Genomic DNA, 21,815 nt, shown 5'->3' with positions numbered 1-21,815 from the left:
CTACATCGTCAGATTGGTGCCACCACCGTCCAGCAAAATGTTCTGCCCGACAATGAACCCGGCGTGTTGCGAGCATAGAAACGCGCAGGTCGCCCCAAACTCTTCCCTCGTGCCATAGCGTCTCGCTGGGATGGTTGCAGCGCGTTCAGCCCGTGCCTCGGCCATCGAAATACCTTTCTGCTCTGACACCCCGCCATCCAGCGCGTTCGCGCGGTCGGTGGCGTGGATACCTGGCAGCAGATTATTGATCGTCACGCCATGTGGTGCCACCTGGCGCGATGTGCCCGCAACATAGCCGGTTAATCCAGTTCGCGCCGCATTTGACAGGCCCAGCACCGCAATCGGCGCGCGTACCGACTGCGAGGTGATATTCACCACGCGACCCCAGCCCTTATCCATCATGCCCGGCAGCAGAGCCTTCATGAAAGCTATGGGTGTCAGCATATTGGCATCCAGTGCTTTGATGAAATCATCACGCTCCCAGTCCGACCACATGCCGGGCGGAGGGCCACCCGCGTTTGTGACAAGGATATCAGCACCCTGCGCAGCACTTATCACCTCGGCCTGACCCTCTGGTGTGGTAACATCACAAGCCACTGTCTGCACGGCAACGCCATATGATGATCGCAAACGCGTGGCTTCAGCCTCCAACGTTTCGGCTCCGCGCGCGTTCATCACAAGATCAACGCCGGCTTCGGCCAACGCCTCGGCACAGCCCAATCCCAAGCCTTTGCTGCTGGCACAAACCAGCGCACGTTTTCCGCGAATTCCCAAGTCCATTCTGGCCCTCCCTATCTTCGGCACACATCTAACATCGGCCCGGCAAAGAAGGCCAGAATGGGATCTCGCGGATTAATAAAAGAACTCTTCACGCACGATCTTGCCATCGGCGACGTGATAGACACCGACCTCACGCATATCAAAGCTTTCACCGGTTTCTTTCACCTTGCCCTGCACTTCAAAGATCACGGCAAAGCGGTCGTCACCATGCGGGTACGGGCCACTGACGGACGCGCCCGATACTTCATGAGCGCCTTCCCACCATTCGTGCTTGCCACGAATGGCTTCCAATCCGTGCGTCTCGCGCCCCATGCCCGCAAAATCCTGTCCCTCAACAGAAACAGCATCCGAGGCATAAAGTTTCTCGAGGTTCTCCTTGGCCCGGTTCTCGCGGCATCCAGCAACCAGTTCGTCTGCGATTTCTTTCAAATTCATTGGTTCACTCCATATTTTGTTCACTATATGTTCTTATTGCCACAGCCACATGATTCGAACCACCCCCTTTGTCTTGCCTCAGTTGGATTCCCCGCCTATACGCGCGCTTATGCTTGATACTTCGAACCAACCCACCCTGCCGCCCGAGATCGCTCGTCGCCGGACATTCGCTATCATCTCGCACCCGGATGCGGGCAAGACGACGCTGACGGAAAAGTTTCTGCTGTACGGCGGCGCGATCCAGATGGCTGGACAGGTACGGGCCAAGGGTGAGGCACGGCGGACGCGGTCGGACTTTATGCAGATGGAGAAAGATCGCGGTATCTCGGTCTCAGCCTCGGCCATGTCATTCGACTACGGGAACTTCCGGTTCAATCTTGTGGACACACCCGGCCACTCGGATTTCTCCGAAGACACCTATCGCACCCTGACAGCCGTAGACGCCGCCGTCATGGTCATTGACGGTGCGAAAGGTGTGGAAAGCCAGACGCAGAAACTGTTCGAGGTCTGCCGCCTGCGCGATCTGCCGATCCTGACCTTCTGTAACAAGATGGACCGCGAAAGCCGGGATACGTTCGAGATCATAGACGAAATTCAGGAAATGCTGGCGATCGACGTCACGCCAGCCGCGTGGCCTATCGGCGTGGGTCGCGATTTCATCGGCTGCTACGACATGCTGCGCGACCGGCTTGAGCTGATGGACCGCGCCGACCGCAACAAGGTGGCCGAAAGCATCCAAATCAATGGTCTGGATGACCCTAAGCTGGCCGAGCATGTGCCCGCTGAATTGCTCGACAAGCTGCTGGAAGAGGTTGAGATGGCACGCGAATTGCTGCCCAAGCTCGACCCTCAGGCGGTGCTTGAGGGGCACATGACCCCGATCTGGTTTGGTTCGGCCATCAACTCGTTTGGCGTCAAGGAACTGATGGAGGGTATCGGCGCCTATGGTCCGCAGCCGCAGGTTCAGTCGGCTGAGCCCCGTCAGATCGCGCCCGATGAAAAGAAGGTTGCCGGTTTCGTGTTCAAGGTGCAGGCCAATATGGACCCCAAACACCGCGACCGGGTGGCCTTTGTCCGCATGGCCTCGGGCCATTTCAAACGCGGCATGAAGCTAACGCATGTGCGATCGAAGAAACCGATGGCAATATCGAACCCCGTGCTGTTCCTCGCCTCTGACAGGGAACTGGCCGAGGAAGCCTGGGCCGGAGACATCATCGGCATTCCCAACCACGGTCAGTTGCGCATCGGCGACACGCTGACCGAAGGTGAGGCGATCCGGGTGACCGGCATCCCCTCCTTCGCACCGGAATTGCTGCAAACGGTGCGCGCGGGTGACCCATTGAAGGCCAAGCATCTGGAAAAGGCCCTGATGCAGTTCGCCGAGGAAGGTGCCGCGAAGGTATTCAAACCTTCGATTGGGTCGGGCTTCATCGTCGGAGTCGTCGGTGCGCTGCAATTCGAGGTGCTCGCCAGCCGGATTGAGATGGAATACGGCCTGCCTGTGCGGTTTGAGGCGTCTCAGTTCACCTCGGCCCGTTGGGTCAGTGGCAACAAGGTTGAGATCGACAAATTCGTCAACGCCAACAAGCAGCATATTGCCCATGATCACGATGGAGATATCGTCTATCTAACGCGGCTGCAGTGGGACATCGACCGGGTCGTCCGCGATTATCCCGAGCTGAGCCTGACCGCGACGAAGGAAATGATGACCTGACGGACTCTGCGGGCAATCCAGAAGTGACCACATGGGGGATAGTGTCCACGATCCGCGCCCCGCGTGAGGATATTTTGCGCTTTGCCGCCCACCACCTCGATATCGGCGCGGACCGGATTCACATCTTTCTAGACGAGCCGGTCCAGGGGGACATCTCAGCCCTGCGCGAGCATCCCCGGATCCGGGTGCGTACCTGCGATGCGGCGTTCTGGAAGCGTCGCAGGCGTGAGAGGCCGGACAAACATCAGGTTCGACAATCCTCGAACGCGAATTTGATCTACAACAGGACTGATCTGGACTGGGTCGCACATATCGATGTCGATGAGTTCCTGTGGCCGATGTCCCCGATCCCAGACCTGCTGCGCGACATTCCCGATGACATCCCCGCCGTCCGCGTCCGCCCGATTGAGGCGCTGGCGGGTGGCCAGGACCTCTACAAAGCGTTCATTCCCGAAGGTCAGAATCGACAAGCGCTGGTCGAAGCGCTCTATCCCAATTTCGGCACTTACGTTCTGGCCGGTTTCATGAGCCACATTCAGGGCAAACTGTTCGTACGCGGCGGTTTGAAAAAACTGAGCGACCGTATCCACAACCTCTATCAGCACGGTGAGTTTCTGCCAGTCAGAACCGAGCTTCCTCAGATCGATCTGTGTCATCGCCACGCCCCGGATTGGGAGCATTGGCTGGCGCATTATCGTTTCCGCCTCGAACGCGGCTCGTACCAGGCCAGCCCGGATCGGCCGCGAAAGATCGGTGCGCTAGACAGGTACGAATTGATCACCCTTCTGGAAACCGAATACGGGCTCGATGGCCTGCGGGAATTTTACGATGAAATCAGCGCTGCTGACCCGGAAGTGCTGGAACGGCTTGAGGATAACGAATTGATCCGTCACCGGCCGCTTGATCTGGACCAAAAAGTCGCGAAACACTTTCCCGGAACCATCTGAATTGTTGCGGAAATCCTTGTTACCGGCAGATTTGCCACGGATTAAACCGACTTCATTTGACCCTGCCCCACGTTTTTGTTATGCCCGCGCCACAGCCGAAACGCGCATGGGGCGTATGGCCATCCGGGCCCGGCATTTTCAGACGCGCGGGCCAGGTCTAGTGTCCGCTTGAACCGGACATACATGACAAAGTTTAACGAACTGAACCTGAACCCGAAGGTCCTCAAAGCAATTGAGGAAGCCGGATACGAAACTCCGACCCCGATCCAGGAAGGCGCAATTCCAGCCGCGCTGGAAGGGCGCGATGTTCTGGGGATCGCCCAAACCGGCACCGGCAAAACCGCCAGCTTCACCCTGCCGATGATCACATTGCTGGCCCGTGGGCGCGCCCGCGCACGTATGCCACGCTCGCTGGTCTTGTGCCCGACGCGGGAACTGGCAGCGCAGGTGGCCGAGAATTTCGATACCTACGCCAAGCACCTCAAGCTGACCAAAGCGCTGCTGATCGGCGGCGTTTCGTTCAAGGAACAGGATGCCCTGATCGACCGCGGTGTTGACGTGCTGATCGCCACTCCGGGCCGATTGCTGGACCATTTCGAACGCGGCAAGCTGTTGCTGACCGGTGTTCAGATCATGGTGGTGGATGAGGCCGACCGGATGCTCGACATGGGCTTTATCCCCGATATCGAACGCATCTTCTCGCTGACGCCATTTACCCGGCAGACCCTGTTCTTCTCAGCCACCATGGCGCCCGAGATTGAGCGGATCACCGACACCTTCCTGTCGGCCCCCACCCGGGTTGAAGTAGCGCGCCAAGCCACCGCGTCGGAAACCATCGAACAGGGCGTGGTGATGTTCAAAGGCGGTCGTCGTGATCGCGAAGCCAGCCAGAAACGCAAGACCCTGCGCGCATTGATCGATGCCGAGGGCGACGCCTGCACCAACGCGATTATCTTCTGCAACCGCAAGACGGATGTAGATATCTGCGCCAAATCGCTGAAGAAATACGGCTATAACGCCGCTGCGATCCATGGCGATCTGGATCAGTCGCAGCGGATGAAAACACTGGACGGATTCCGCGATGGATCACTGCGGCTGCTGGTGGCTTCGGACGTTGCTGCACGGGGTCTGGATATCCCCTCGGTCAGCCACGTGTTCAACTTCGATGTTCCCGGCCATGCCGAAGATTATGTCCACCGCATCGGCCGCACGGGCCGTGCCGGGCGCGAAGGCAAGGCAATCACGATCTGCTCGGGCCGCGATGAAAAGGCGCTGGCCGCGATCGAGAGCCTGATCCAAAAGGACATTCCGCGCATCGACAATCCGGTCAAGGCCGATGAGCCCAAGCCCGAGGCGCCAAAGCCAGAGAAGAAGGCCAAAGCGTCGGACAACAAAAAGAGCGAGAGCCGCAAAGAGCGAGAGCCCAAAACCCGTGGTCGTGGGCGTCGCGACGATGGCGGGCCAGCAGTTGTAGGCATGGGGGATCACCTCCCTAGCTTTATCGCTCTCAGCTTTGATGAGCGTCGCGCTGGCTAGATTGTCAGCACAAGCGCCAATATCGACAAGCCAAGCAACGTCATCCCGGCGATCTCGCGACGGGTGATGGTTTCATGGAAAAACAGCAGCGATGCGATCAGGCTGAGGATCAGTTCGATCTGACCCAAGGCCTTTACATAGGCTGCGTTCTGCAACGTGAAGGCGAAGAACCAGCAAAACGAACCACAGAGGCTGGTCAGGCCGACAAAAACACCGGTCCGGCGAGTCTCCCACACCGCGCGCAGCTCGGCCCTGTCTCGCCAAAGCAGCCACAGCCACATACTGAGAAATTGGAACGTTACCACGACGGCCAGCGTCACAAGTGCTCGGAACCACGCATCGATGTCGCCCAATTGCAAAGAGGCACCGCGATAGCTGACCGAGGAGAATGCGAATAACACGCCTGACCCCAGTCCAAGACGCGAGGCTTTGTTTGTCAGATGTTGCCACCAAGCGCCGCTGCCTCCGGGCGTTTTTGACAACAACAGGACGGCCAGCAACCCAAGCAGTATTGCCCCCAGCGCCCCGGTAGAGACCTGATCGCCGAGGACAAGGAACCCCACAATAGCGGTTTGAATCACCTCAGTTTTCTTAAACGTAATCCCTACCGCAAAGTTGCGCTGCTTGAACAATGCCACAACGCAGATCGTGGCCAATATCTGTGTGGTCCCGCCGATGACAGCAAATATCCAGAACTTCGCCGTCAGCGCTGGCAGTTCGTACCCCGTCGCGGCCAAAGCAATGAAAAGCCCCAGCAAGGCCAATGGCATGGAATAGGCGAATCGTGCAAATGTCGCCCCGGCAGCCGAAAGCTTCACGCTGCTCAGGGATTTCTGCAGCATGAACCGCACCGTCTGGAACGATGCGGCCGCGATGGTGACGGGAATCCATAAACTCATGGCTTCCCTTCTGTCGTTAAATCAAGGCTTTGGCCAGAGCGGATGCGCCACCGGATCCTTGGCGCGCCAGAAATACTCTCGGAATATCTGCCCGTACGAACGGTAGACATAAGCCTCGTTACAGGCCAAGTATCTTTCCTTGCCCGTGCGGTAGAGTGCCGGCAATCGGTACCAAGGTGCTGATGGGTTCATATGATGAACGACGTGCAAGTTATTGTTCAAAAACAGAAATGCAAGGATGCCACGGTCTTCTACGATCACTGTGCGCGCGCGCGATTTCTCATGCGCGCGGTGTTCCAGGAATGTGCGGATCTTGACCAGTCCCAGCCCGATATATGCTGAAAGGGCGAAGGCCCAGATCGGCATTTGCGAAAGCGCGACGATCCAAAGAGTCGCGACAACGCCTGGCATATGCAGCGCCCATGCCAACAAAATCGCCCGATCTCCGCGAAGTGCACCACGCAGTTCATCCCGCAAGAACGCAACCTGCCCGATCGCAGGCCCCAGAACCATCCGCCCCAGCAAAGTATTGTTCACTTGATACATCCGTCTTTGCCATCGAGCCAGAGACGCCCAGACCTGCGGGTCGAGATAGTTGGTCTCAGGGTCATCATAGGGATCGGTTAGGTTCGCGTCACAGTGATGCGCCAGATGCAGGTCCCGAAACCGATTGTAAGGAATGAACAAAGTCAGCGGCAGCGCCATCAGTGCCTCATTCAGCCATTTCTGGCGAAAGGGGTGCCCGTGCAGCGCCTCATGCGTCAGCGAGGAATGCAGAGCGGCTACCAGCCCCATGAAGAGGATCGCCAGCCACAATAATATGCCTGCCAGCCAGAAAATCGCAGCAAGCCAAGCGGAATAACACGCGATAATCAGGGCAAATGTCGCCCATTCGGGCGATTTGGGTGTGACCGGCTCAGCCATTGCGGCCCCACGAAATTCCGGCCCAGATACGCTCGTAAATCACATACATGGTCAAACCAATGGCCGTATTGACCAGTGCAACCATCCCTCCAAGTGCTGCTGAACCCGTGGCGATCAAACCAACCAGCGTCATCATCGCCAGCCCCATCGCATTCCACACCAGCGCCTTCACGACCGACCTGCGTCGCGTTTCCATTCCAGACCCCATTCTTATTTTTGTAACACCAGCGTTACAGACAGAGCCAAGGGTCGTGAATTCTGAATATGATTAACAATTCTCACCAAAGGTGATATTAATCATCACATGATTGATAAAATCGACAAACGGGATCGCGCCCTGCATTTTCGCCAGCGCCTGGCCCGAGCGATGCAAGAGCGCAATGTCAGCCAAAGCGCCCTGGCACGCAGCATCGGGGTTGACCGATCTACCGTTTCGCAATTGCTGACCGGGGCGGGGGCACGCCTTCCGAATGCTCATGTCGTCGGCAGCTGCGCCTCGGCGCTTGGGGTTTCCGCCGATTGGCTTCTTGGGCTTTCCAACCGACCCGAAAGCGCGGCAGAACTATTGGCCAGTTCCCTCACCCTAACCGAGGCCGCCCGGGCATTGGTTGATGAGCGCATTTTTGAATGGCATCAAGAGGCCGCCGGCTACAAGATACGCTACGTTCCGGCTACCCTGCCCGACATGCTCAAGACCCGCGCCGTGCTTGAATGGGAATACGCTCCGCATCTCGGCCGTACTGCAGATCAAGCCATTGGCGCCTCGGCAGACCGGCTGGCATGGATGCGCAGCGCCCAGTCCGACTATGAGATTGCCATGCCGTTGTACGAGCTTCACAGCTTTGCCTATGCCACCGGTTACTACGAGGGACTACCGCTTCAGGTCCGGTTGGATCAGATCGATCACCTGCTGTCGGTGTGCGAGCAGCTTTATCCACGTCTGCGCATCTATCTATTTGATGCAAAACGTCTTTACTCTGCCCCCGTTACGATATTCGGCCCACTTCTATGCGTGTTCTATGCCGGAAGCCACTACATGGCTTTCCGAGACCGCGACCGGATTGAGGTCTTTACGCTCCATTTCGACCGGCTGGTTCGAGAGGCGGATATGACCGCGCGTGATTTCCCGGACCATCTGCAGCAATTGCGGGCAGAAATCTCTCAGACATGACCTGGGCTGAAAGCTGTAGTATAGTCACTTGGCGCGAAACTACAGACATTCCGATCTGAGATGGAGGATGACGGGAATGGACGCACTCAAAACCGCTGAATACGCACGTGCCCTTTATACGGCCCATGGCGATCGGGCCGAAGCCGAAGCTGCGCAGAAAATGCGCGAATGCGAAGCCGCCGGAAATCAGCAGGAGGCGCAGGACTGGCAAGCCGTCCGCAGCGCCATCCGCCAGATTCGGGGGCCAAATCAGGGTTGATTCACAGTTTCGGGTCAGGATTGACCGTATGGCCATCCACCGCGATTACCTGACCCGACACCAGCCTCGCTGCATCTGAAGCCAGGAATACAGCCATGTTCGCAATGTCCTGCGCCTCTACAAAGCGGCCCATGGACGTGCCCGAGGCATAGCCGTCGTAAACCTGATCCCGGGTCATGCCCTTGGCATCGGCCTCGCGCTGCAGTACGCCCTCCATGCGTGGTCCTTCAACCGAACCCGGGCAGATCACATTGCAGCGGATACCGTGCGGCCCAAGCTCCATCGCCAGCGTTTTGCCTAATCCCACCATGCCCCACTTGGCCGCCGCATACGGCGCGCGGTTGGGGTATCCGTACTGGCCTGCAGTCGATGAAGTGATCAAGATCGCGCCGCTGCGTTGCTGTTTCATCAGAGGTGCGGCGTATTTAGAGCACAAAAATGACCCCTCTAGATTGATGGAAAGGCATGACCTCCAATCCGTCAGGGAAACGTCCTCAACCGCTGCGGTGGGACCCGCTATCCCTGCATTCGCACAGAGCACATCAAGCCCGTCCCATTCGGTCTCAAGGTCAGTAAACGCAGCCGCGACAGCATCCTCATCCGACACATCAAGCTGGCTTTGCTTCCAATGCGCCGGGCAATCCGCCAACGCATCCGCATCAACATCCGCAACCCAGACCTGAGCCCCGGCAGCATCAAACGCTTCAGCCATGGCCCTGCCGACGCCAGAGGCACCTGCGGTAATCAAGACCCGGCTGCTCATGCGGGCTTGCGGATCGCCGCGCCCGCGCCTTCGGGATAAGGCAACCCGGCCTGCGCCTCGGCAACCCGTGCCATCGCGGCCTCGATCTCGGGTGAAGGTGGGCTGGGGCGTCGGGTCTCAAGGCTGACATGCAGAAGAAAGCTTTCGCCTGTGGCCAGCAGCGTTTCACCCTCGTACATGCTGTGGAAGACATGCAGCTTCTTGCCCTGCCCCAACAGCATCTGCGTACGGCATTCGATCCGCGACCCCGCATGGGTCTCCTGCATGTAACGGATGTGATTTTCGGCAGTGAAATAGCTGCCGCCTGTCGCGATATACTCCATATCGCAGCCAATGATTTCCATGAAACGATCCGTGGCCGCTGCAAAGGCCTCCAGATATTTAGCTTCATTCATGTGGCCATTGTAGTCGGTCCAATCCAGCGGAACGGCGCGCGACAGCGTGAGGATCGGCTGGCTCAGATCCGCCTCGTCCAGCGTCGGCAGCGCTCCGGGCTTCAAGGCCGCATCATGCTGGTTCAATACCGCCCCTGCACCATAGTTCTGGGACTTCAGCGCCCGCATCATACCAACGAGGTTATTGTCCCGGATACGCTCCAACTCGCGGATCGAGTACTTGCCAGACTGCGCATCCGACTGATCCGCAATCATGTCGACCAACTCATCGGTGAACTCAGGCACATCCATCAGTTTGGTCCAGGGCCATTTCAGCGCTGGGCCGAACTGAGCCATGAAATGCCGCATCCCGGCCTCTCCACCGGCCACGCGATAGGTTTCGAACAGTCCCATCTGGGCCCAACGGATACCAAAACCCATGCGGATGGATTCATCGATCTCTTCGGTCGTTGCGATGCCGTCTTTCACCAGCCAAAGCGCCTCGCGCCACACCGCCTCGAGGAACCGGTCAGCAATATGCGCGTCGATTTCCTTCTTGATGTGCAGCGGGAAGAACCCCACCGAGGTCAAAAGATCTTTGGCCCGCGCGATCAAGTCAGGTGAATTCTTGTCGGTCGGAACCAGTTCGATCAGTGGCAACAGGTAGACCGGGTTGAACGGGTGGGTCACCACGATCTGCTCGGGTCGCAAAGCGCCTTCCTGCAACTCCGAGGGCTTGAACCCGCTGGTCGAGGACCCGATGATTGCATCTGGATCACAAGCCCCCTGCAAGCTCTTGTAAACCTTCAGCTTCAGATCGAGCCTTTCCGGTACGCTCTCCTGAATCCAGATCGCACCCTGAACTGCCTCACCGAGATCGTCATGAAAGCTCAGCGTCCCTTCTAGAGGCAGAGGTACATCGCTCAACCCCGGCAAAGAACGGCGCGCGTTATCTAACACCTCACCGATCTTCCTCTCGGCTTCTGGGTCGGGATCGTATACCCGAACATCCCATCCGTTCAGCAGGAATCGGGCAGCCCACCCGCCACCGATCACACCGCCTCCGATGATTGCTGCTGCTTTTGCTTGCTGTTCTTTGCCCACGATCCGCCTCTTCATCTGGCCAAAAATATCTCGGGGGTTTGGGGGCTGGCCCCCAATCCACGACTACTTCGCAACCGGAGCCCGCTTAGTAAGCCCCAGCTTCTCACGTACTTCCTGCGGCCCGATCACCCGCGCGCCCATGTTTTCGATGATGCTGCCTGCACGCTCGACCAACTGCCAGTTTTCGGCCAGAACACCCTTTTCCAGCCACAGGTTGTCCTCCAGCCCGACGCGCACATTACCGCCCGCCAGAACCGAGGCCGCGACATACGCCATCTCATTGCGCCCCAGCGAAAACGCGCTGAACGTCCAGTCCTCCGGCACATTGTTCACCATCGCCATAAAGGTGTTGAGATCATCCGGAGCCCCCCACGGCACCCCCATACATAGCTGGACCAGAGCGTTCGGTTCCAGAACACCCTCTTTCACCAGCTGCTTGGCGAACCACAGATGGCCGGTGTCGAAGGCCTCGATCTCGGGCTTCACGCCCAGATCGGTCATCATCTGCCCCATCGCCCGCAAGGCGCCGGGCGTATTGGTCATCACATAATCGGCCTCGGCAAAGTTCATCGTGCCACAATCCAGAGTACAGATTTCAGGCAAGCACTCCGCTACATGTGCAACACGTTCAGTCGCGCCGACCAAATCTGTTCCGGCCTCTGCCAAAGGCAGCGGATTTTCGATCCCGCCGAACACCATGTCTCCGCCCATGCCCGCCGTCAGGTTCAGAACCGCGTCTACTTCGGCATCGCGAATGCGGTCCGTGACTTCACGGTACAGCGCCAGATCGCGTGAAGGCGCACCGGTCTCGGGGTCGCGCACATGGCAGTGCACCACGGCCGCACCGGCTTTCGCTGCAGCAATTGCACTATCGGCAATCTGCTTCGGCGAACGCGGCACATGTGGGCTGCGATCCTGTGTCCCGCCCGAGCCGGTGACGGCACAGGTGATAAAGACTTCGCGGTTCATTTCCAAAGGCATGGCGTTATCCCCAGCTTATACCCGGTTTTACCGTGGGTTTTCCCCAGGCTTCTCCCCGGATTCCGATTTGCGTCAACGCCAACTCTGACGCAGCCTTGAGGGAACCACTTAGCAAAATGCGAATCAGACTTGATGAAATCCGCAAAAAACATACTGCAGCCCGAACATCGCGCCCTGAAAACGGCGGTGCTGGTGCTGGACGAATGCAACACACTCAGCTTCGCGGCCGCCGTCGATCCGATGCGTGCTGCCAACCGACTAGCGGATCGGCCCGCTTTTGATTGGGACTACGTCACGGCAACCGCAGAACCCGCGTTGCTGACCAGCGCTCTGAATGTGCAGGGCATTCCCCTGGCCCGGTTGCAGGGCTGCGATCTGTTGATCGTAGTTGCCGGATTCCAATTGGCCCGTCATGCGACGCCCAGCCTGCTCGCCGGGCTCCGCAGGATCGCGGCCACCGGTGCAACAATCGCCGGGATAGATGGCGGCCCCTGGTTACTGGCTGAGGCTGGATTGCTCGACGGTCACGCGGCGACGACCCATTGGGAGGATTTGGATAACTTCGCTGCGCGCTTTCCCAATGTCGATGTGCGCCCTGACCGATTTACCGTCTCCGATACACGCCTAACCTCCGGCGGCGCCGTCCCGGCGATCGATATGATGCTCCATATTATTGCTGCACGTCATGGCGCGGGCTTTGCCGCCCGCGTGTCCGGGCTATTCCTCTATGAAGGTGCGTCTCAGCCCTCAAAACCACAAAGCCGCACCGGTGCGCCGCACCGTCACACCGCGCTCACAGCCAAAGCCAACTCATTGATGGAATCCTCACTGGACGACCCGCTGTCCCTTGCGCACATCGCCGATAGACTCGGCACTAGTACACGCACCCTGCAGCAGCAGTTCCGCCTGCGCCTGAATACAACTCCACAGGATCATTACCTGCAACTCAGACTGGCCGAGGCCCGCCGTCTGGTTACCGATACCGACCTGCCGCTGATGGACGTGGCGCTGGCCACCGGCTTCGCCTCGCAATCCAGCTTCGCCCGCGCGTTCCGAACCGCCCACGGCCTCACGGCTCGCGACCTCAGGCAAGACCGTACGCAACCCACCCATCACTGACACGATCCAGCTTCATCTGGCCTAAAATACCTCGGGGGAGTCGCCAAAGGCGACGGGGGCAGAGCCCCCATCCCTTCAATATGGCATCGGAAACGCCCGATGCGCCGCACTGATCTCGGCCATCACTTCGGACGACAGCTTCAAATCCTTACCCGCCAGAATATGTTCTAGCTGCGCCACAGTCGTCGCGCCGAAAATGGTCGATCCCATAAACGGCCGGCTGCAACACCACGCCAAGGACATGTGCACGGGGTCCAACCCGTGTCGCTGCGCGATTTCTAGATAAGCAGCCACGGCATCATACACGCGATCCGTTTTGCGTCCGCCCATATTCGGCACCAGCGCCATGCGCGACCCTTCTGGAATAGCCCCGCCTTGATACTTCCCGGTCAGGAAACCCGCAGCCAAAGGCGAAAAGGACAGCAACCCGACATCTTCCAGAAGACACAATTCAGCCAGGTCGGTATCGAATAACCGGCAGAGCAAAGAATACTCGTTCTGGATCGACGCGACCCGAGGTCCACTAACCTCATCCGACGCCCGCAACCACTGAGCGGTACCCCAAGCGCTTTCATTCGACAGACCAAAGGCACGGATATTGCCCTTGTCCACCTGCGCCTGCAGAGCGATCAGGCTTTCGCGCATCTCGTCCATAATCTCGTCACGGTTGTGACCCAAGGGCGCATAGTCCCAGTTCTGTCGGAACATGTAGCTGCCACGATTTGGCCAGTGGAACTGATAGAGATCTATGCAATCAGTCTGTAGACGACGCAGTGAACCCTCTATCGCCTCAGGTATGGTCTCTTTCGAGATTGGGGCGCCATTGCGCGCATGCACGAACCCTTCACCGGAGTGTTTCGTGGCCAGCACATAGTCCCCTCGACGCGAACGATTGGCGGCATTCCAATTGCCAATTATTTCCTCGGTCCGCCCGACCGTCTCTGCCGAGATCGGGTTCACCGGATACATCTCAGCCGCGTCGACAAAGTTGATCCCACCCGCAAGCGCCATGTCCATCTGGCGGTGCGCCTCAGTTTCCGAGGTCTGAGTACCAAAGGTCATTGTCCCAAGACATAAATCCGACACCATGATCCCGGTGCGGCCCAAAGGCTTCATATCCATTTGAAATCTCCTAAAATATATTTGTGGCCGATCAAGCCTCGGCCTTTTTCTCCCATCGTCCGGATTCCTCGGACCAATACTGTGCCGAACACCCCGCCCCGGTCAGAGCCTTCCACTGCCCGCGCGCATGTTGAACCGCCTCCGGATCATTCCCGTCGAACAGAATGCAGACACGCTCCATGGTCGAAACTTCCTCCGCCTCAACCGTTGCCCCATCGACAGCCATTACACAGGTCGCGCCATTTGCTGCCCCTTGGCCGGTCGTCAGCAGAACGGGCTGTGCCGCGTCGTGCGGGCCACCTTCGCGGCCATGCGGCAGGAACCCGTCCTCAGGTCCCAGCCACAACTTCTCATCCAGCCAGTCCATCCGCGCAGGGTCGACACCCCGCACGGCAATCCGCCATCCGGCCTGCCGTGCCTTTTCGAGCAGCACAGGCAATGTGTGCTCCAACGGCTGACGGGTCAGGTGGTAGAAATAGACGGCACCCATGCGCTTACTCGAAATTGTCCTGCACGAACCGGCTTAGCGCGCGGACGCCCCAGCCCGTGGCCCCTTTCGGCGCATAAGAGGTCTCGGAAGAGACAGAGGCCACACCTGCGATATCCAAGTGAATCCACGGCGTCTCTTCCTTGACGAAACGCTGCAGGAACTGCGCTGCGGTGATCGAACCTGCGGGCCGCCCGCCCACGTTCTTCATATCCGCAATGCGCGATTTAAGTTGTTTGTCGTAGCCTTCACCCAAGGGCAGCCGCCATGCGCCCTCGTCCTCGGCCTTGGCCGACTTCAGGAAGGCGTCGCAGAAGGTGTCATTGTTTGAAAACACACCGGCATTCTCATGCCCAAGACCAATGATGACCGCGCCCGTCAGAGTGGCCAGATCGATCATGCCCACCGGCTGGAACCGATCCTGCGCGTACCACATGACGTCACATAGAACCAAACGACCCTCGGCATCGGTGTTGATGATCTCGACAGTGTCGCCTTTCATCGAAGTGACCACATCGCCCGGACGGGTCGCATTGCCCGAGGGCATGTTTTCAACCAACCCGACCAGCCCCACGACATTGGCTTTGGCGTTGCGCTTGGCCAACGCTCGCATGGTTCCGGCAACAACACCCGCGCCGCCCATGTCCATGGTCATGTCTTCCATGCCTCCGGCCGGCTTAAGCGAGATACCGCCGGTATCGAACACGACGCCCTTGCCGACCAAGGCCAGCGGCGCGTCATCCTTGTCGCCGCCGTCCCATTGCATCACCACAACTTTCGAGGGGCTGACCGAGCCCTGCCCGACGCTCAGCAGCGTACGCATGCCCAGTTCGGCCAGCTTGTCCTCTTCCAGAACCTCGACCTTCAGGCCCAGCGATTCCATCTCGACCAACCTGTCCGCGAACTCAGTTGTCGTCAGCACATTCGCGGGTTCATTTGTCAGGTCTCGTGTCATGCGCACACCGTCTGCGACGGCATAGAGCGGCGCAAAGTCAGCTTCGGCCTCCTCTGGCTTGGAGTGACCGATGGTGATCTCACCCGCCGGGTCTGAGTCCTTGGATTTGTGGACATCGAAATCGTAGGCCCGCAGTACCATGCCCAAGGCTACCTCTTCGATACGCGCGTGATTGGCGGCCATGACCAGCACGGGTTTGCCCGCTGCAGCTTTCGCCAGATTGGCCCCGGCCTTGCGTGCCTCGTCAGAGTCGGGGCGACGCGGCAACACCAGAATATCCAGCGCCTCGGCCACCATTCCGGCAGGCCAGGCCAGCGAAATAACATTACCCGATTTGACCTTGCTGAACCGCTCGCTTTCGACCAGCCGCGCAACCGCGCCTTTGGTCAGGCGATTGGCTCGACGCGCGGCGGGGCTCATCTTGCCATCGGCGGGAATGAGTATGGCCACGCGCCCTTCGGTTTGCGCTATCGCATCAAGGTCAAAGGGGGTGAATCGGACGGGCACAAGACTGCTCATATCATTCTCCTAAAAAATGCGTTGCCCAAGACCTAGCCCGCGCAGCCACCGTTGACCAGATAGCAGTTTTCCCCGCCGGGCAATTGCATTATGGTCGCGCGAAAATAACGGCAGGCTCGGGGGAGAGAACGTGACACCAATCGGCAGTTACAGGCCGTCGCGCATGATTCCATGCCCGATTGTGATTCTTGGATGCCGGGGTTTGACGGGGATGCCCAAGTGATCCTCGACCGCTATTTTGCCCGCCGCTTTATTCAAAGCTTTCTTGTAATCGGCGGTATTTTTCTGACCTTGATGATCCTGATCGATCTGATCGAACAGGTGCGGCGGTTCGATGGTGTTGACCTATCCTTTGGCCAGTTGCTGCAACTGACGTTGCTGAACACACCGGCCGCGATCAGCGAGATGTTGCCCCTGCTGATGATCCTGGCCACGATCGCGCTGTTTGTCGGCCTCGCCCGCAGCTCCGAACTGGTGGTGACCCGCGCTATCGGGCGATCCGGTATCCGAGCCCTGCTGGCGCCCGTGTTGCTTGCGCTGACCATCGGCGCACTTGCTGTGACTTTGCTGAATCCCATCGCGGCCGCGACGTCGGAAGAGTTCCAACGCTTGTCCGATGGCTATCGCAACCAGGGTGGCTCAGCCCTGTCCATCAGCCGCGAGGGGTTGTGGCTGCGCCAGAGCTCAGCCAACGGTCAGTCGGTGATTCACGCAACCGGCACTGTCAACGGCGACCGGTTCGCCCTGCGGAACGTGACCATCACAACGTTCTCATCCGACGGCAAGCCGAACCAGCAAATCTCGGCCCAGCAAGCTGATCTGGAGGATGGATTCTGGACCTTGCATCAGGCCAAAATCTGGCCCATTCAGGACGATCTCAATCCCGAAGCAAATGCCACCAGCCATGAGATCCTGAACCTACCCACAACGCTGACCAGAGACCGGATTCTGGACACTCTCGGGCAAAAGGATTCAGTTTCGGTCTATGATCTGCCCCAGTTGATTCGTGATCTGGGCGAGGCGGGATTTTCAACCAAGCAATATGAGGTCTGGCTGCAGGTACAACTTGCGCGACCCCTGTTTCTGGTTTCGATGGTTCTGATCGGGGCCGCCTTCACAATGCGCCATGTCCGGTTCGGCGGCACCGGAGTTGCCGTGCTGACCGCTGTATTGCTGGGGTTCGGTATCTACTTCATCCGGAATTTCGCCCAAATTCTTGGCGAAAACGGGCAATTACCTATTCTGGTCTCGGCCTGGGCCCCACCCTTTGCGGGCATTCTACTGTCTCTGGGCCTGTTGCTCCATGCGGAGGATGGCTGATGCGCTCCGTCCTGTCTTTGTTGCTGTCGAGCGCACTAATCCTCTCGCTGCCTGCAGCAGTTGCCGCACAGTCCGAACCAGAAGGTGCCGCCAGCGAGGCTGACGCGACTGAACAGAATCAACCCGCCCTACTGGTGGCCGATGAGATATTCATTACCCCGGATCGCAAACTGGTCGCAGAGGGGAATGTCGAGGCCTTCCAAGGCGACGTCAAACTGACAGCGCAAAGCGTCACCTATGATCGCGAAACCGGCGAGCTGACCCTGACCGGCCCAATCCGGATCGATCAAGGCGGGAACAGCACATTGCTGGCCGATTCCGCGCAGTTGGACAGCGGGATACAGAATGGACTTCTGATGGGCGCGCGCATGGTCTTTGACCAGCAAGTGCAGATCGCCTCAGTCCAGGCCACCCGTGCGGCAGGTCGCTATACGCAATTCAGCAAGGTCGCTGCAACCTCATGTCATGTCTGCGCGAATGGCAGACCCCCGATCTGGCAAATTCGCGCCCGGAAAGTGACCCATGACCAGCTTGAACGGCAGCTCTATTTCGAAGGCGCACAGTTCCGAATACTCGATGTCCCGGTCTTCTACTTTCCCACGCTACGCCTACCCGACCCGACACTTGAGCGGGCGACCGGCTTTCTCGTGCCGTCGATCCGCACCACTTCGCAACTGGGCACTGGAGTTCAGGTGCCGTATTTCTTCAAGATCGGAGATCACAAGGACCTGACTCTAACGCCCTATCTGTCGTCCAAGACCCGCACACTTGGGTTTCGTTACCGGCAGGCATTCAAACGCGGGCGCATTCGGCTGCGAGGCTCTTATACACGCGACGACCTGCAGCCCGGTCAGGATCGGGGGTATTTCTTCGCCGATGGCCGGTTCGGTCTTGGAAATGACTACCGGCTGACATTCGATATCAAAACAACTTCGGATGACTCGTATCTGGCAGATTACGGCTTGCCCGATTTTGACCGCCTGCGTAGCGAAATTGCACTTGAGCGGATCAAGCGTGATACGGCGTTCAGAACCAGCTTCATCCACTACAAGTCCCTTCGGGATAGCGAAAATCAGGATGAAATCCCATCGCGTGTCTTCGACATCAACTATCGAAAGCGATTCTTCCCCAGCACCTTAGGGGGTGAAGTTGAACTAAGCCTCGATGGTCACACCCACACGCGAACCAGTGACGAAGATATTATTGGTCGCGACGTCGCCAGGGCAACATTCGATGCGGAATGGCTGCGCAACTGGACCTTTGCGACCGGATTACGTGCAGAGGCATTGGTGGGCGCGTCAGTGGATACGTTCAATATCCGCAATGACAGCGAGTTTCCGAACAATGTAACCCGCTCGACCCCGCGCGCAGCTTTTACCCTGCGCTACCCCATGCTGCGCCGCGAGCAGTCCGGTGCAACACAAATCCTTGAGCCAATCGCGCAAATTGGTTGGACGCATGTTTCGAACAATGACGTTCCCAACGATGAAAGTACCTTTCAGGAACTCGATCAGGGCAATCTTTTGTCCCTTTCGCGCTTTCCGGCCCCCGACCGCCGCGAAGACGGTGCAACCGCCGTTGTGGGCCTGAACTGGTCTCGGTACAACGCTGACGGCTGGCGGGCGCTGGCGACAATCGGACAGGTCTTCCGGTCCGATGCGGATCCGGATTTCACGCTCACATCGGGGCTGCAGGGTACCAAGTCCGACATTCTGCTTGCCGGGCAATTGAATAACGGCAAGGGGCTGACATTGGCCGCGCGTGGGCTTTTAAACAGCGATTTCAGTTTTACCAAAGCTGAAATTCGTGCAGGCTGGTCTAATGGAGATACGGCAATCTCCGGCGGGTACATCTGGCTCGAACCTGATCCTGCTGAAGCAAATAATGATGAAATCTCGGAACTACGGGTCGGTGGCCGCTACCGCGTAGACCAAAATTGGCTAACCCTTGCCAGCGCACGCTATGATTTCAGCGAATCCGAACCACTCCGCCTTGGGTTCGGCGTGACCTACGAAAATGAGTGTGTGCAGGTAAATGTGAACGTCAACAGACGCTTTACCTCCACATCAAGTATTGAGCCTTCGACAGAATTCGGCTTTACCGTTGCCCTGACAGGGTATTCCGTCGAAGGCGATGGACAGAAGTTTAAGAGAAGATGCAGTTGATCTCAGGTTTCACAAAATCTCTCCGCTCTGGCTGCCGTAGATCGGTGCTGCCGGTGCTGGCTGCCGCGCTTGTTGCAATGGCCACACCACAGGTCCAGGCTCAAAGCCTGTTCTCGCCTGCAATCCGGGTCAATCAGGACATTGTCACCTGGTATGAGCTTCAACAACGTCAGCAGTTTCTCGAACTGCTCGGCGTTCCGGGCAGTTCCGAGCGCGAAGTCCGCGAAGCCTTGATCGAGGATCGTTTGCGCAAACAGGCGATGCGCGATGCCGGCATCGAAGCCGCGCCCGAAGATATCCAGACCGGGATTGATGAATTCGCCTCGCGCGGCAACCTCAGCAGCGAAGAGTTTCTGCAGCTGCTCAACGATGCGGGCGTATCAAAGGAAACCGTACGGGATTTTGTCGCCGATCAATTGTCCTGGCGCGACTTTGTCAGTACCCGCTTTCTGTCGCAGGCTCGCCCCTCGGAAGATGAGATCAACCGTGCTTTGGGTCAGGGTGGCGGCGGCGGCCTGCAGGTTTTGTTGTCCGAAATTATCATTCCGGTAACACCGCAGACCCTGGCGCAGGCTGAAGCCCTGGCCGATGAAATCTCACAACTTCCCGATCAAGACAGCTTTTCTTCGGCTGCTACGCAATACTCTGCCGCTGCCACACGCGAGAATGGCGGGCGACTGGATTGGCTGTCGCTCAACAACCTGCCTCCGGCCCTGCAACCCGTCATTCTGGGCTTGAAAAACGGTGAGATCACCGACCCACTTTCGCTCCCGAACGCCGTGGCTCTGTTCCAGATGCGCGGCATCCGCGAAGTTGCCGCAGGTGCCCCAACCTATTCCGAGATCGACTACGCGATCTACTACCTTCCCGGTGGCCGCAGCGCCGAAACGCTTGCAAAAGCTGAAAAGCTCAAGGAAGAGATCGACACCTGCGATGACCTCTACGGCATCGCCAAAGATCAAACGCCCGACGTGCTGGAACGCCTTACCCAAAGCCCCTCGGCGATTCCACGCGACGTAGCGTTTGAGCTGGCCAAGCTTGATCCAAATGAGGCATCGGCCACGCTGACGCGCAACAACGGGCAGACGCTGATGTTCCTGATGCTGTGCAATCGCACCCGCAACCTGGGCGAAGATACCACCCGTGTGGACGTGGCAAACGCACTGACCCAGCAACGGTTACAGGCCCTTGCAAACAGCCTGCTGGAACAGCTGAGGGCCGACGCTGTCATCATCGAACAATGATCGCCCCAATCGCGCTAAGCTGTGGTGAGCCCGCCGGGATCGGACCCGAAATCGCAGCCAAAGCTTGGGCAGCCCTGCGCGATACCTGTCCGTTCTTCTACATCGGCGACGCATCACATTTGCCCGATGGAACACCCATTACCCGGATCGCCGACCCGTCAGAGGCCACACCGGCCAGCGCCTCGGCTCTCCCGGTGCTGCATTTCGACTTCCCCGCCCCGAACATGCCCGGCCACCCTGATCCGGCTAACGCACTTTCGGTCATCGATTCTATTGAAAAGGGTGTTGAGTTGGTGAGTTCCGGTGCAGCTTCTGCACTTTGTACCGCGCCGATCCACAAAAAGGCGCTGATCGACGGTGCGGGCTTTGCCTTCCATGGCCATACCGAATTTCTTGCGGCGTTGGCAGGCCGGTCGCGCGTGGTAATGATGCTTGCCAGCGAACAGCTCCGCGTGGTTCCGGCCACCATCCACATCCCGCTCTCCCAGGTCCCAAGCGCACTCACCCCAGAAGTGCTGCGTGAAACCATCGAGATCACCGCCCAAGGCCTGCGCACCCAATTCGGTATCCACCATCCTCGTATCGCCATCGCGGGGCTGAACCCCCATGCTGGCGAAGGCGGGAAAATGGGTACGGAAGAACTCGATTGGATCGCGCCACTGATCGCAGACCTCAATCCAGTCGATTGCACCGTGACCGGACCCCACCCGGCAGACACTATGTTCCACGCCGCGGCGCGCACGCGATATGATGCCGCGATCGCGATGTATCACGACCAGGCCCTGATCCCGATCAAGACACTGGATTTCGACCGCGGTGTGAACGTAACCTTGGGCCTGCCCTTCGTCCGGACCTCGCCGGATCACGGCACCGCTCTGGACATCGCGGGCCAAAGCAGCGCGACCCCCAACAGCCTGATCGAGGCCCTGAAGCTCGCCCAGCGAATGGCGCAGTCCCGCTAATGCTTCATCTGGCCCCAAATACCTCCGCCGGAGGC

Annotated in this window: 21 protein-coding genes; 10 read left to right on the top strand and 11 right to left on the bottom strand. The window is 58.6% G+C overall.

Features of this window, described 5'->3' with window-relative positions; all coding sequences use genetic code 11:
- Both ACR0DE_RS10280 and ACR0DE_RS10275 read right to left on the bottom strand, forming a co-directional pair.
- Entirely contained in the window at nucleotides 1-780 is a 780-nt protein-coding gene (locus ACR0DE_RS10280) for an SDR family oxidoreductase (RefSeq protein ID WP_170396789.1), read from the bottom strand.
- A gap of 72 nt (nucleotides 781-852) precedes the next feature.
- Entirely contained in the window at nucleotides 853-1,215 is a 363-nt protein-coding gene (locus ACR0DE_RS10275; RefSeq protein WP_170396787.1) for a SnoaL-like domain-containing protein, read from the bottom strand.
- 109 nt (nucleotides 1,216-1,324) lie between these two features.
- Between ACR0DE_RS10275 and ACR0DE_RS10270 the strand changes: the two genes are divergently transcribed.
- The 3 genes from ACR0DE_RS10270 (at nucleotide 1,325) to ACR0DE_RS10260 (ending at nucleotide 5,412) form a co-directional block, all read left to right on the top strand.
- Entirely contained in the window at nucleotides 1,325-2,929 is a 1,605-nt protein-coding gene (locus ACR0DE_RS10270; RefSeq protein WP_170396785.1) for a peptide chain release factor 3, read from the top strand.
- A gap of 41 nt (nucleotides 2,930-2,970) precedes the next feature.
- Complete coding sequence (locus ACR0DE_RS10265; protein WP_170662732.1) at nucleotides 2,971-3,876, top strand: glycosyltransferase family 2 protein; 906 nt, start codon at nucleotides 2,971-2,973, stop codon at nucleotides 3,874-3,876.
- A 183-nt stretch (nucleotides 3,877-4,059) separates the two neighbouring features.
- Nucleotides 4,060-5,412: a DEAD/DEAH box helicase gene (locus ACR0DE_RS10260; RefSeq protein WP_170626843.1), complete on the top strand. Its 1,353-nt coding sequence runs from the start codon at nucleotides 4,060-4,062 to the stop codon at nucleotides 5,410-5,412.
- On the opposite strand, the gene ACR0DE_RS10255 is transcribed toward ACR0DE_RS10260, so the two are convergent.
- From ACR0DE_RS10255 to ACR0DE_RS10245, 3 genes are read right to left on the bottom strand one after another with little or no spacing between them, the layout of a single operon-like run.
- A complete protein-coding gene (locus ACR0DE_RS10255) occupies nucleotides 5,409-6,311 on the bottom strand; it encodes an EamA family transporter (RefSeq protein ID WP_480753000.1) in 903 nt (300 codons plus the stop codon). The genes ACR0DE_RS10260 and ACR0DE_RS10255 overlap by 4 nt on opposite strands.
- A gap of 21 nt (nucleotides 6,312-6,332) precedes the next feature.
- Nucleotides 6,333-7,235 (bottom strand): fatty acid desaturase, encoded by a 903-nt coding sequence (locus tag ACR0DE_RS10250; protein WP_480704997.1) that lies wholly within the window; start codon nucleotides 7,233-7,235, stop codon nucleotides 6,333-6,335.
- Nucleotides 7,228-7,431 (bottom strand): DUF2061 domain-containing protein, encoded by a 204-nt coding sequence (locus tag ACR0DE_RS10245; protein WP_039535902.1) that lies wholly within the window; start codon nucleotides 7,429-7,431, stop codon nucleotides 7,228-7,230. Before ACR0DE_RS10245 ends, ACR0DE_RS10250 begins: the two co-directional genes overlap by 8 nt.
- A gap of 108 nt (nucleotides 7,432-7,539) precedes the next feature.
- Between ACR0DE_RS10245 and ACR0DE_RS10240 the strand changes: the two genes are divergently transcribed.
- The gene (locus ACR0DE_RS10240) at nucleotides 7,540-8,406 is read left to right on the top strand and encodes a helix-turn-helix domain-containing protein (protein ID WP_170422004.1); all 867 of its coding nucleotides are present in this window, start codon (nucleotides 7,540-7,542) and stop codon (nucleotides 8,404-8,406) included.
- A gap of 76 nt (nucleotides 8,407-8,482) precedes the next feature.
- Complete coding sequence (locus tag ACR0DE_RS10235) at nucleotides 8,483-8,665, top strand: hypothetical protein (RefSeq protein ID WP_170396771.1); 183 nt, start codon at nucleotides 8,483-8,485, stop codon at nucleotides 8,663-8,665.
- 1 nt (nucleotide 8,666) lies between these two features.
- Here the strand turns inward: ACR0DE_RS10235 and ACR0DE_RS10230 are convergent, their stop codons facing one another.
- The 3 genes from ACR0DE_RS10230 to bcoG all read right to left on the bottom strand — a co-directional run bounded on the left by ACR0DE_RS10230 (nucleotide 8,667) and on the right by bcoG (nucleotide 11,887).
- On the bottom strand, nucleotides 8,667-9,428 hold the full coding sequence (locus tag ACR0DE_RS10230) for an SDR family oxidoreductase (protein ID WP_170396769.1): 762 nt from the start codon (nucleotides 9,426-9,428) through the stop codon (nucleotides 8,667-8,669).
- Entirely contained in the window at nucleotides 9,425-10,906 is a 1,482-nt protein-coding gene (locus ACR0DE_RS10225; protein WP_480752994.1) for a carnitine 3-dehydrogenase, read from the bottom strand. The genes ACR0DE_RS10230 and ACR0DE_RS10225 overlap by 4 nt, the downstream gene beginning before the upstream one ends.
- A gap of 63 nt (nucleotides 10,907-10,969) precedes the next feature.
- Nucleotides 10,970-11,887, bottom strand: coding sequence for a 3-dehydrocarnitine:acetyl-CoA trimethylamine transferase BcoG (gene bcoG / locus ACR0DE_RS10220; RefSeq protein WP_170509547.1), 918 nt, complete (start codon nucleotides 11,885-11,887; stop codon nucleotides 10,970-10,972).
- Between the two features lie 132 nt (nucleotides 11,888-12,019).
- Here bcoG and ACR0DE_RS10215 point away from each other — a divergent pair, with 132 nt between their 5' ends.
- A complete protein-coding gene (locus ACR0DE_RS10215; RefSeq protein ID WP_480752989.1) occupies nucleotides 12,020-13,006 on the top strand; it encodes a GlxA family transcriptional regulator in 987 nt (328 codons plus the stop codon).
- 75 nt (nucleotides 13,007-13,081) lie between these two features.
- Here the strand turns inward: ACR0DE_RS10215 and ACR0DE_RS10210 are convergent, their stop codons facing one another.
- The 3 genes from ACR0DE_RS10210 to ACR0DE_RS10200 are packed head-to-tail and all read right to left on the bottom strand — an operon-like array spanning nucleotide 13,082 to nucleotide 16,089.
- The gene (locus ACR0DE_RS10210) at nucleotides 13,082-14,128 is read right to left on the bottom strand and encodes an aldo/keto reductase (RefSeq protein WP_170636199.1); all 1,047 of its coding nucleotides are present in this window, start codon (nucleotides 14,126-14,128) and stop codon (nucleotides 13,082-13,084) included.
- A gap of 31 nt (nucleotides 14,129-14,159) precedes the next feature.
- Nucleotides 14,160-14,618, bottom strand: a complete 459-nt coding sequence (locus ACR0DE_RS10205; protein WP_480752984.1) for a DNA polymerase III subunit chi — start codon at nucleotides 14,616-14,618, stop codon at nucleotides 14,160-14,162.
- Nucleotides 14,619-14,622: 4 nt separating this feature from the next.
- Complete coding sequence (locus ACR0DE_RS10200) at nucleotides 14,623-16,089, bottom strand: leucyl aminopeptidase (protein ID WP_170626835.1); 1,467 nt, start codon at nucleotides 16,087-16,089, stop codon at nucleotides 14,623-14,625.
- A 219-nt stretch (nucleotides 16,090-16,308) separates the two neighbouring features.
- Here ACR0DE_RS10200 and lptG point away from each other — a divergent pair, with 219 nt between their 5' ends.
- From lptG to pdxA, 4 genes are read left to right on the top strand one after another with little or no spacing between them, the layout of a single operon-like run.
- Nucleotides 16,309-17,409: an LPS export ABC transporter permease LptG gene (gene lptG, locus ACR0DE_RS10195; RefSeq protein ID WP_223118273.1), complete on the top strand. Its 1,101-nt coding sequence runs from the start codon at nucleotides 16,309-16,311 to the stop codon at nucleotides 17,407-17,409.
- Nucleotides 17,409-19,574: an LPS assembly protein LptD gene (locus ACR0DE_RS10190; protein ID WP_170406233.1), complete on the top strand. Its 2,166-nt coding sequence runs from the start codon at nucleotides 17,409-17,411 to the stop codon at nucleotides 19,572-19,574. The genes lptG and ACR0DE_RS10190 overlap by 1 nt, the downstream gene beginning before the upstream one ends.
- A complete protein-coding gene (locus ACR0DE_RS10185) occupies nucleotides 19,565-20,818 on the top strand; it encodes a peptidylprolyl isomerase (RefSeq protein ID WP_480752981.1) in 1,254 nt (417 codons plus the stop codon). The genes ACR0DE_RS10190 and ACR0DE_RS10185 overlap by 10 nt, the downstream gene beginning before the upstream one ends.
- The gene (gene pdxA, locus ACR0DE_RS10180; protein ID WP_480752980.1) at nucleotides 20,815-21,780 is read left to right on the top strand and encodes a 4-hydroxythreonine-4-phosphate dehydrogenase PdxA; all 966 of its coding nucleotides are present in this window, start codon (nucleotides 20,815-20,817) and stop codon (nucleotides 21,778-21,780) included. The genes ACR0DE_RS10185 and pdxA overlap by 4 nt, the downstream gene beginning before the upstream one ends.
- Nucleotides 21,781-21,815: the final 35 nt, after the last annotated feature.

The organism is Ruegeria sp. C10 (assembly GCF_056537805.1).
The sequence above is the reverse complement of the archived record's forward strand: the minus strand, read 5'-3'. Positions and strand labels throughout refer to the sequence as shown.